Raw genomic sequence first — 9,910 nt, 5'->3', positions numbered from 1 at the left:
CCATGCCGGCCTGGCGCTCGAACCCCAGTACCCGCCGGACACCGTGCACCACCTCGGCGAAGCGTCCTGGCCTCAGGTGGGCTACGTGTTGCGCCCCGGGCAGACGCAGCGGCACTGGATCCGCATCCGCTTCGAGCAGAGCTGACGGAAGCGACCATCACGCCTGGTGAGCGGCGGATCCGACGCCATCGGCAGCCCCTATTCACGGAGCTGTTTGGCCGGCTGCAATCGCCCCCGCGGGAAAACCCTCCATCACAAGCCGGCCCCAGCATCTGTCTCATCGGCAACACCGCGCCGCAGCGACCCGTAACAAATGGTGTGGTTTCGCACGAAAACCTCCGCGCCTTTCCCTAGCCCCCTCCGAATGTGGGCGCCCTTGTCGATCCACACGGATATCTTTGCCATCAAAGGCCGCAGCTCGCCATGCGACGGGAAGAACAAGAGGCCGTATCCAGGGCGCATCGGCTCCGGTCTGAAAACGGGGCATCGGAAGAAACAACGGCGGGTCGCCAAGAGACGCAAGGGGGAGCAAGATGAAACTGAATGATCTGCGTATGAAGTCCAAGCTGATGCTGGGCTTTGCTTTGCTGGCGGCAGTCGTGCTGCTCGTGGCCGCCATGGCGCTGAGCTCCTTGGGCCGGGCCAACAGCCGCTTCTCGGAGTACCTCGATGGGGTTGCCGCCCGTGAGCTCCTGGCCACCGATGTCCGCGCCGCCGCCAACCGGCGTGCGATCGCCGCGCGCAATCTGGTGCTCGTCAGCCAGGCGGCCGATCGCGAGACGGAGAAGGCCGCCGTCACGCAGGCGCATGAAGACATGAAGAAGGCCGTCGTCCGGCTGAAGGGCGCGCTGGAGGCGGCCGGCGATATCGGCCCGCGGGACCGCGCCATGGTGGCCGAGATCGAGAAGGTCGAGGAGAAGTACGGCCAGGTCGCGCAGGCCATCGTTGGCATGGCGCTCGACGGACGTCGCGACGATGCGATCGCCAAGATGAATGCGGAGTGCCGGCCCTTGCTGGCGGCGCTGCTGAAGGCGACCGGTGAGTATGTCGAGTATGAACAGGAGCAGAGCAAGAAGCGCGTGCTGGCGGCCAGCGAAGCCTATGCCAGTGACCGTCTGATGATGTTCGGCGCCTGCGCCGTGGCGCTGCTGGCGGCGGTGGCGATGGGCTGGGCGCTCAGCAACGCGATCACCCGTCCGCTGGAGCGAGCCGTGCATCTGGCGGAGGCGGTGGCTGCCGGCGACCTCAGCTCGGACATCGAGGTGAGCGGCAAGGACGAGACAGGCCAGTTGCTGGCGGCGCTGAAGCGGATGAACGAGAGCCTCGTCTCCATGGTGAGCCAGGTGCGCCAATCGGCCGACGGCATCGCGACCGCCTCCGAGCAGATCGCCACCGGCAACCAGGACCTGTCGAGCCGCACCGAGCAGCAGGCCAGCGCCCTGCAGGAAACGGCGGCCTCGATGCAGCAGATGACCTCGACCGTGCAACAGACGGCCGACAGCTCGCGCCAGGCCAACCAGTTGGCGAACTCGGCCGTCGATGTCGCCGGCCGCGGCGGCGAAGTCGTGCAGCGTGTCGTCAACACGATGGGCGAGATCACCGACTCCAGCCGCAAGATCTCCGACATCATCGGCGTGATCGACGGCATCGCCTTCCAGACCAATATCCTCGCCTTGAACGCCGCTGTCGAAGCGGCGCGCGCTGGTGAGCAGGGCCGCGGCTTCGCCGTGGTCGCCGGCGAGGTGCGCTCGCTGGCGCAGCGCTCGGCGCAGGCCGCGCGCGAGATCAAGGGCCTGATCACCAACAGCGTCGAGAAGGTCGAGGCCGGCAGCCAGCTGGTCGGCGAAGCAGGCTCGACGATGGGCGATATCGTGACCCAGGTGCGCCGCATGACGGACCTGATGGCCGAGATCAATGCCTCCACGAGCGAGCAGAGCAGCGGCATCGGCCAAGTGAACCAGGCCGTGGCCTCGATCGACCAGGGCACCCAGCAGAACGCCGCGCTGGTGGAGGAGAGCGCCGCTGCGGCCGAGAGCCTCAAGCAGCAGGCGGCGGGCTTGCTGCAGCTGATTTCCCGGTTCAAGTTGGCGGCCGGCGCCACCGCTCGCTTCGGCGCCTGATAGCAAGAAGCGGCCCCGTCGATGTCGACCGGGCCGATGCCGGGGAGTTCAAATCATGGATGACAACGCGCAGTACGAAGCGTCGGGCATCTCCTCCGACCGGCAAGGGCCGGCCGCCCGGCGGCTAACGGCCAGGCGGACCGATTCGCTGCTGGCGATCAGCGACGCGCTGCTGCACGAATCGGCGATGCAGCAGGCCTCGCAGCAGGAGACGCTGGCGGCGATTGCCGATCTCGTCCATGCCGCGACGCACGACCTGCTGACGGGCCTGCCGACCCGGGGCCTGCTGCTGAACCGCCTGACACGCGCGCTGGAGAACCCGGTGGCCGGCAACGGCCAGGTGGCGGTGCTCTTCATCGACGTCGACAACTTCAAGCTGGTCAACGACTCGCTGGGCCACGACAGCGGGGACGAGTTGCTGCGCGAGATGAGCCAGCGGATCTCCGATTGCGTCGGACCGGCCGACACCGTCAGCCGCTTCGGTGGCGACGAGCTGGTCGTGCTGCTGCCGCAGACGGATCAGCGGGCGGTGGCCAATCTGGGCGCCCGCGTGCTCGCGGTCATGAGCGCACCGATCGACGTCGGGGGGCGCGAGATCGTCACCTCGGTCAGCATCGGCGTCGCCCTCTGCGCGCCGGGATCGCAATCCGCCGAGCAATTGCTGCGCGACGCCGACACGGCGCTCTACGCGGCCAAGAGCCGCGGCCGCAACCGGGTCGAACGCTTCAACGAGGAGCTGCATGCGCGCGCGGCGCGGCGGATGCGCGTCGAGTCCGACCTGCGCACCGCGCTGCGCGAGGCGCAGATCTACGTCCACTACCAGCCGCAGGTCAATCTGATGACCGGCAAGGTCGTCGGCGTCGAGGCACTGGCGCGCTGGCAGCATCCCGAGCTGGGGACGATGTCGCCGGCGGAGTTCATTCCGATCGCCGAGGAATGCCGGCTGATCGACGAGCTCGGCTGGCAGGTGCTGCGCGCCGCCTGCTGGCAGCTGGCCCGATGGGGCACGAGCTCGCTGTCGATGACGGTCAACATCTCGCCGCGCCAGCTCGACAACCCGGCCTTCGCGGTCGAGCTGCAGCAGGTGCTCGATGAAACGGGTATCCGCCCCCAGGCCCTGTGCCTGGAGCTGACCGAAAGCGCACTGATGGGCCGGGCGACGGACATCATCGACATGCTGGCGCGGATTCGCCGCATGGGCGTCTACGTCGCGATGGACGATTTCGGCACCGAGCATTCCTCGCTGAGCCGGCTGCGCGAACTGCCGGTCGAGGTCTTGAAGATCGATCGCTCCTTCATTGACGGCCTGCCGTCCGAGACCGGCGACACGGCCATCGTGTCCTCGATCCTCAGCCTGGCCTATGCGATGGGCAAACATGTGATCGCCGAAGGCGTCGAAACGGCCGAGCAGGCCTTGGCCTTGAGCAGCATGGGCTGCCCGGTGGCGCAGGGCTATTTGTTCTCCAGACCCGTTGCGGCCTTGGAAATTCCGCCGCTGCTCGGACGCACGCTCTGGCAAGCGCCCACGAGCGCGAAGCATCGCCTGAAGCCGCTGATCGGCGCGAAGCGCCGACGCGCCCACCGGGCTTTCATCGACGAGTTTCTCTTCCACATCGGCGCGCCGATGGGTGGGGAGCAGGAAGACCGCACATGATGTGGATCATCGGCATCGGCCACCTCCTGGTGGGGGCTGCCTATTCCTGTCTCGGTCTCCTGAGCGCCTGGGAGGCCTGGAGCCAGTACCGGCAGCGCGGCCTGTCGCGCTTCGGTCTGGGCTTCTCCCTGATGGCGGCGAGCTGCGGGCCGCATCACCTGGTCCATGGCTGGTGCGTGCTCAATGGCGGCACGGTGTCGCCAGCACTGCTCGCCGTCACGTTGTTGGGCCTGCCGGCCGGACTGGTGTTCTGCCTATTTCGCATCGAGGCCGCACTTGGCGGCGCCGGTGACCGCGTGGTCCTCGCGAGCCCGGTCAGCGTCGCCGCATCGACGGCTGCCTTTCTCGGCGCGGCCGGCCTGCTTGCGGGCTGGGCCATGGTGGCGCCGCTGGCCGCTCCAGAGCAGATCGTCTGCACGGCCCTGGGCCTGCAAGTGATCGCTGCTGCGCCCGCCGAACCCGTGCTCGCGTCGCTGGGCTTGTTCTCGAATGTCTTCGTGACGGCGACCTATGGCATGGTGGGCTTGTACCTGGCGGCGACCCAGGTGCGCCGGTATGTGCTGGACCGATCCTGGTCGCTGTCCGGGCTGTCGCTGTCCGCCGTCTTCCCGACCTGCGCCGCCATGCACCTGGTTTCGGCCCTGACCGCCAGCCATGACACGGCGGCGCTGCCCTTCGATCTGCTGGGCGTGCCGGCCTCGGTCTACTTCCTCTGGGTCGTGCGGCGTCTGCACACGAATTCCGTCATCGACTGGAATCACCGGCCGCTGGTTGGCGTGGCCTCGGCCCCGGCCCGCGATGCGCCGTGGAACGGCAAGCCGACGGCGATGCGATGAATGAAACGGAAGCTGCGCGCATGTCGCTCCGCCCAGGGAAGCGCTGAGAAGCCCGTGAAGGGCAAGTCCAAGGGCAGGGTGCTCGGTCCCTTATCCGGCCATCAGTCTAGACCCACCGAAAAGGAGGGTGGGGCGCTGAAAGGCCCCGCTTTTCTTGGGGCCGCAGCTTCAGGCCTGTTGCGCGCGCGACTGGTCGCGCAGGTTCCGAATCTGCGCGTGATTGCGCTTGACGCCCTGGTACTGGCGCTCGAGCACTTCGCGCACGTCCGGCGGCAGCTCGGGCTCGTCCAGCGCCTCGCGATAGGCGTCCAGCGCCTGGTCCTCACCGCGCTCGCATTCCTCCAGCATCGCCTGCTCGCTGTGGCCGGCCAGCGCCCCGCGCACCGACACCCAGCCGCGATGCAGGGAGCCCAGCACCGAGCCTTCGTCGCTGGGCCGCCCGCCCAGGCGCACGACCAGGGTCTGCAATTCGGCCGCGGCGCTGCGGCATTCATTGGCGCGGTTGCCGAACAGCTCGCGCAGCGGCGAGTTGTCGCGCACATGCTCGGCGCAGCTGCGGAAACCGTACTCGCCGTCCTTGCTGGTCTCGATCAGGTCATTGAGGATCTTCAGGGTCTTGTCCATGGCAGGGGTCCTTCAGTTGGTGAAATCTTGCTCAGCCCTCGCGTTCGCGCACGGCCGCCTGCATGCCGGCCGGCTGCGTGGCCGGCTCGGAAATGCTGCGCACCGCCTCGTCGACCGGGCCGCTCTGGCGCAGGGCCAGGTCGGCAATCGAGACGATGCCGACCAGCTCCTTGTCGATATTGACCACCGGCAAACGGCGCAGCTGGTGCTGGGCCATCAGGCGCAGCACTTCCTCGCTGTCCTGATCGGCGGTGCAGAACAGCGCGGCGCCGGTCATCACGTCGCTGACGCAGGCGGTCTCGGGGCCCAGTCCCTCGGCGACGCCGCGCACGGTGATGTCGCGGTCGGTCACCATGCCCAGCAGCTTCTTGTCGGCGCAGACCGGCAGCGCCCCGACGTCCAGATCGCGCATCAGCCGCGCCGCCTCGCCGATGCTGGCCTCCGGGCCGATCACGCGCACCGCGCTGGACATGATTTCGGCAATATCGGCCATCGTTGCAACTCCTTGCTCGTCCTGCAGGTTTATGGATGGCGGGCGCCGGCATGGCGCTCGCACGCGGCCGCGCAGCGCTCGCAGGCGCGCTGGCATTGCAGGCAATGCGAGTGATGCGGATGACGCGCGCACTCGGCCGCGCAGGCACGGCACAGATGCGCGCAGACCGCGCAGAAATCGCCGTAATGACGCGAATGCCGGGCCAGCGCGTTCAGGGTCGCGGCACAGATGTCGGCACAGTCGAGATTGATCGCCGCGCAGACGTCCATCAAGGTGTCGCCGGACTGGATATCGGCGATCGCGCAGCGCTGGCAGGACTTTTGGGCCTCGGCGCAGGCGTCTATGCATTCGTCGATGGCGTCGTTCTGCAGCTCGTCGCTCGGCTCGGTGCTGGGCATTGCTGAAGCTCCTCGATGGGGCGGATGAGATCGGGGAGCAAGCGGCGCGCCCGGGGCCGCTCTTCATTGCATTCATATTGTCGACAATGTGTATTTCGCCCGGACGAGAACGGGCGTAACGTATTGATACACAAAGCAAATTCGGAACTGCGCATGTCGCAAAACGCGACAGCGCCGCCACCCTCCCGGGTGGTTAAGCGGCCTGCTTGAGCCGCTTTTGCGGGGCGAGGCGCTTCAGGATGATTTCCCAGGCCAGACGGTCCTCGGGGGTGGTCGCGCGCTCGATGTTGACCCATGCCACGACGGTGGCCGGATCGAGGTCGCAAAGCTCGGCAAGCCTGATGGCTACGGGGTTTGACGGCTTAACGGCAGTGTGTCGATACATCGAAATCTGGTTCGGCTTGAGGCCCAAGAGTTGGGCGATTCGGTAGTCAGAAACGCCGCCTTGGCGCTCACGGGCCAAATCGAGCATTTGTGCAGTAGAAAACATGGAACCCCCCCGGATTCGTCGCTTGAGTGCGACAGGTGCCGACTCTAATCCGAGTAGTTCAAAGGGTAAACAGTGCAGAGCCTTTGACTGAGTAAATGTTGCTGCACTATCGTCCGCTCCGCTGCGGCCGGGTTCCTTGTCAAACCTCCCCCGGTGCCTCCCCGGCCGCAGCACCTATCGGCGAGCGGCCCGCGATCTGCGGCGGACCGTTAACCCGCGCGGCGAGTTCGACGCCCGGGCCGCTCACCGATAGGTCACAGGGGGGAGGGCACCGAACGGGGGTTCCATGCGTAGCGCACTCATCACCCAGGCCCAGCGCCAAGCCATCAAGCGGGCGTACAGCGTCGATGCTGTCGTTGGCTCGATCACCCTGTTTCTAGGCTTCGTCGGCCTGATCTTCGCGGGGATGCCGGCATGAGCGGCGGCCTTTCTCCTGCACTGTCCCGCGCTGCCCTGATGCACGCCGGCGCAGCGCTCGGCGTCGCGCTGCGCGCCGAAGCGGCGGCGAAGGGCGTCAGCATCGGCCAGGCCGCCCGCAATCGCTACCTGAGCGGACGCAAGGCCGCCGAAGCAGTCCCCGAAACTGACAGCCTGCCGGGCCGCATCTGGCGCGCCATGCCGCTGCAGGCCCGCTGGCTGACCTGTGTTCGCGCCACCGAGCGCGCCGACGCCGACGCCGCGGCACGCCTGCCTTGGGAGTCCTTCACTTCCTCGGAACAGGTCACTATGTCCGCGTTCGCGCGCAGCATGCAGCGCGCCTTCGCCGACGCCGGCAGCCTGTTCTGATGCGCTTCTTTACCGGCATGCACGACTTGCACCATGTGGGCAAGGTCGCTGCCGCCTTCGTGTCTGTGAACCGACTGCGCCGCCGGGCGCGCAAGCCCTTCATCGCCGGCGACTGGATCATGGATTCCGGCGCCTTCACGGAAATTTCCCAGCATGGCGACTATCGCCACCCGGCCGAGGACTACGCGGCCCAGATACGCAAATGGGCCGGCAATGGCCGGCTGCTGGCCGCCGTTGCTCAAGACTTCATGTGCGAGGCCTGGATTCTTCAGAAGGTGGGCCGCACCGTCGAGCAGCATCAGCGGATGACGGTCGAGCGATTCGACCAGCTCGCGGCGTGCGATGTGGCGGGCGTCTACCTGATGCCAGTTCTGCAGGGATTCGCGCCGGCCGACTATGTGCGGCATATCGCCATGTACGGCGATCGCCTGCCGCGCGGCGCCTGGGTCGGTGTCGGCTCGGTCTGCAAGCGCAACGGCGACCCGCGGGCTATCGAGGAAGTGCTGCTGGCGATCAAGCGGGCGCGGCCCGATTTGCGCCTGCATGGCTTCGGGCTAAAGACGACCGCGCTGCAATCCTCCCTTGTCGTTGAGCTGCTGGAGACGGCCGATTCGATGGCCTGGAGCTTCGCGGCGCGACGCCAAGGGCGCGATCCGAATTGCCCGCATGAGGCGATCGCCTGGACGCGCAATATCGGCGCCGGGGCGCCGCAGCTCGAGCTGATCGGCGCGCTATGACCGGCATCGCCGAGGGCCTTGCCGGCCTCGCCAATCCCGCGCTGCGCGCCCTCAAGGGTGCCGACTGGATCACGCCGGCCGAGCGCTGGCAGCAGCGCCAGCAGGCCCGCACGGCGGCGGCATCGGCCAAGCGCGCGCGCACGCTGGACGAGATTGCCCGGGTGCGCCTCGATCGGATCACCGCCCCCGTCGATCCCTACGCCAGCGACCGCGACCTGGCCGAGCTAGCCGAGCGGCGCGCCGGCTTCATGCTGGACCTGATAGCCGACCTGGCCGAGCCGGTGACCCGCGATTGGCTCTCTGCACAGGTCGAAGCGCTGGAGGCGCGTCCGCTGCCCGAATTGGTCTGCGGCGCCTCGGTGGCGGACCAGCTCGCCGGCCTGGTGAAGCGGGTAACCTGTGCCGCCTGGTGGCGCCGCCAGGTCAGGCGCGCGGCCGTACGTAGGAGAGAGGACGAGGCCCAGCGCCGCGGGGCTATTTCCGTACGTACCAGCCAGCCCTACGTAACGGACGAAACGGTGCGCCGCCGCCTGGCCCAGCTCGCCCGCAATCGCGCGATGCTGGAGGCGACCGAGCTGGAGAGTGCTGACGGCGAAATCATCACGCTATGGCAGGCCGTCGAGTCCAGCACGGCGAATCTGGCCATCCGCCGCGGCGAGCTGATGACGCGGATTCGCGGCGCCGAAGAATGGGCGACCGCTTGCGGCATGGTCGGCTTGTTCACGACCAACACCCTACCGAGCCGGTTTCATGCGCAGCACTTCAAGGGCGGCCGGAATGCTGCCTATGACGACAGCACGCCGCGCGACGGCCAGCGCTGGCTCTGCAAGACCTGGGCGCGGGTGCGCGCCAGGATCAAGCGCCAGGGTCTGCGCGTGTTCGGCTTCCGCGTGGCCGAGCCGCATCACGATGGCTGTCCGCACTGGCATATGCTGCTCTGGGCCGACCCTGAGCACCTGCCGGCGCTGCAGGCCGCGCTGCGCGAGCATTGGCTGGCCGAGGACGGCGACGAGCCAGGCGCCCAGGAGCACCGGGTCAAGTTTGAGAGCATCGACCCGGCGCGCGGCGGCGCCGTGTCCTACGTGGCGAAATACATCGCCAAGAACATCGACGACGCCGGCGCAGTCGGCGCCGAGGGGCACCGCGACGAGCGCGACGGCCAGGTCGAATTTATCGAGGGTGGGAACAAGGCGCAGCGCGTCATGGCTTGGGCGGCGGCTCACGGCATCCGCCAATTTCAGGCCATCGGGCAGCCGCCCGTAACGGTATGGCGCGAGCTGCGGCGGGTGGATGCATCCGCCGCACAGGGCGCCAGCGATGCACTGCGCGCCGCTCATGCGGCCGTCAACCGCGACGAGGGGCGCCGGGCCTGCTGGCGCGCTTACATGCAGGCGCAGGGCGGGGCGATGACCGGCCGCGGCTATCGCCTGCGCGTGATGACCGAGCAGCGCGAGATTCAAGGGCGCTATGGCCGATCGGTGAAAGATTGGCCGCTTGGTCTGTATGACGCGAAGCGGCCGGATGAGGTCGTGCCGAGCGAGCGCAAGGCATGGATGCCGCGGGGCCAGTGGCCCGCGGATCAGCGCAAGGCTGCACTAGAGCCGGAAGCCGAGCTGCGCGCATTCATGCGCGAGGGCTTGGGGCTTTCGGCAAGGCCGCAGGCCGCGCAGCCTTGGACCCGTGTCATTAACTGTACGCGCCGCGGTGGCGCGGCGTACCTGATGAACAGCGGCATCGCCGCATTGAGCAAGGGCAAAGAGTCGCCGGGGGGC

The 9,910-nt window shown here is 67.8% G+C and carries 11 protein-coding genes; 7 read left to right on the top strand and 4 right to left on the bottom strand.

What is annotated here, in order from left to right:
- Positions 1–533: 533 nt before the first annotated feature.
- Genes QWJ38_RS23795 through QWJ38_RS23785 form a run of 3 tightly spaced genes read left to right on the top strand, consistent with a single transcriptional unit; the run spans position 534 to position 4,610 of the window.
- Positions 534–2,120: a methyl-accepting chemotaxis protein gene (locus QWJ38_RS23795; RefSeq protein ID WP_290361613.1), complete on the top strand. Its 1,587-nt coding sequence runs from the start codon at positions 534–536 to the stop codon at positions 2,118–2,120.
- A 55-nt stretch (positions 2,121–2,175) separates the two neighbouring features.
- On the top strand, positions 2,176–3,774 hold the full coding sequence (locus QWJ38_RS23790; RefSeq protein ID WP_290361612.1) for a putative bifunctional diguanylate cyclase/phosphodiesterase: 1,599 nt from the start codon (positions 2,176–2,178) through the stop codon (positions 3,772–3,774).
- Positions 3,771–4,610, top strand: coding sequence for a hypothetical protein (locus QWJ38_RS23785; protein WP_290361611.1), 840 nt, complete (start codon positions 3,771–3,773; stop codon positions 4,608–4,610). The genes QWJ38_RS23790 and QWJ38_RS23785 overlap by 4 nt, the downstream gene beginning before the upstream one ends.
- 168 nt (positions 4,611–4,778) lie before the next feature.
- On the opposite strand, the gene QWJ38_RS23780 is transcribed toward QWJ38_RS23785, so the two are convergent.
- The 4 genes from QWJ38_RS23780 to QWJ38_RS23765 form a co-directional block, all read right to left on the bottom strand.
- Positions 4,779–5,234: a PA2169 family four-helix-bundle protein gene (locus QWJ38_RS23780; protein ID WP_290361610.1), complete on the bottom strand. Its 456-nt coding sequence runs from the start codon at positions 5,232–5,234 to the stop codon at positions 4,779–4,781.
- A 31-nt stretch (positions 5,235–5,265) separates the two neighbouring features.
- Complete coding sequence (locus QWJ38_RS23775) at positions 5,266–5,727, bottom strand: CBS domain-containing protein (RefSeq protein WP_290361609.1); 462 nt, start codon at positions 5,725–5,727, stop codon at positions 5,266–5,268.
- Between the two features lie 29 nt (positions 5,728–5,756).
- Positions 5,757–6,125, bottom strand: coding sequence for a four-helix bundle copper-binding protein (locus QWJ38_RS23770; RefSeq protein WP_290361608.1), 369 nt, complete (start codon positions 6,123–6,125; stop codon positions 5,757–5,759).
- 193 nt (positions 6,126–6,318) lie between these two features.
- Entirely contained in the window at positions 6,319–6,597 is a 279-nt protein-coding gene (locus QWJ38_RS23765; RefSeq protein WP_290361607.1) for a hypothetical protein, read from the bottom strand.
- Positions 6,598–6,901: 304 nt separating this feature from the next.
- Between QWJ38_RS23765 and QWJ38_RS23760 the strand changes: the two genes are divergently transcribed.
- From QWJ38_RS23760 to QWJ38_RS23745, 4 genes are all read left to right on the top strand, one after another.
- The gene (locus tag QWJ38_RS23760; protein WP_290359820.1) at positions 6,902–7,033 is read left to right on the top strand and encodes a hypothetical protein; all 132 of its coding nucleotides are present in this window, start codon (positions 6,902–6,904) and stop codon (positions 7,031–7,033) included.
- A complete protein-coding gene (locus QWJ38_RS23755) occupies positions 7,030–7,401 on the top strand; it encodes a hypothetical protein (RefSeq protein WP_290361606.1) in 372 nt (123 codons plus the stop codon). The genes QWJ38_RS23760 and QWJ38_RS23755 overlap by 4 nt, the downstream gene beginning before the upstream one ends.
- Entirely contained in the window at positions 7,401–8,138 is a 738-nt protein-coding gene (locus QWJ38_RS23750) for a deazapurine DNA modification protein DpdA family protein (protein ID WP_290361605.1), read from the top strand. Before QWJ38_RS23755 ends, QWJ38_RS23750 begins: the two co-directional genes overlap by 1 nt.
- A partial coding sequence (locus QWJ38_RS23745) for a replication endonuclease (RefSeq protein WP_290361604.1) occupies positions 8,135–9,910 on the top strand: 1,776 nt, incomplete at its 3' end. The genes QWJ38_RS23750 and QWJ38_RS23745, both read left to right, overlap by 4 nt.

Source organism: Roseateles violae, assembly GCF_030410485.1.
Lineage (GTDB): Bacteria > Pseudomonadota > Gammaproteobacteria > Burkholderiales > Burkholderiaceae_C > Roseateles_D > Roseateles_D violae.
Note: the sequence above shows the minus strand (reverse complement) of the source record. Positions and strands in the feature narration are given on the sequence as shown.

Coding starts and splice junctions, on each gene's coding strand:
- QWJ38_RS23795 (WP_290361613.1), top strand. CDS start 534: ATGAAACTGAATGATCTGCGTATGAAGTCCAAGCTGATGCTGGGCTTT.
- QWJ38_RS23790 (WP_290361612.1), top strand. CDS start 2,176: ATGGATGACAACGCGCAGTACGAAGCGTCGGGCATCTCCTCCGACCGG.
- QWJ38_RS23785 (WP_290361611.1), top strand. CDS start 3,771: ATGATGTGGATCATCGGCATCGGCCACCTCCTGGTGGGGGCTGCCTAT.
- QWJ38_RS23780 (WP_290361610.1), bottom strand. CDS start 5,234: ATGGACAAGACCCTGAAGATCCTCAATGACCTGATCGAGACCAGCAAG.
- QWJ38_RS23775 (WP_290361609.1), bottom strand. CDS start 5,727: ATGGCCGATATTGCCGAAATCATGTCCAGCGCGGTGCGCGTGATCGGC.
- QWJ38_RS23770 (WP_290361608.1), bottom strand. CDS start 6,125: ATGCCCAGCACCGAGCCGAGCGACGAGCTGCAGAACGACGCCATCGAC.
- QWJ38_RS23765 (WP_290361607.1), bottom strand. CDS start 6,597: ATGCTCGATTTGGCCCGTGAGCGCCAAGGCGGCGTTTCTGACTACCGA.
- QWJ38_RS23760 (WP_290359820.1), top strand. CDS start 6,902: ATGCGTAGCGCACTCATCACCCAGGCCCAGCGCCAAGCCATCAAGCGG.
- QWJ38_RS23755 (WP_290361606.1), top strand. CDS start 7,030: ATGAGCGGCGGCCTTTCTCCTGCACTGTCCCGCGCTGCCCTGATGCAC.
- QWJ38_RS23750 (WP_290361605.1), top strand. CDS start 7,401: ATGCGCTTCTTTACCGGCATGCACGACTTGCACCATGTGGGCAAGGTC.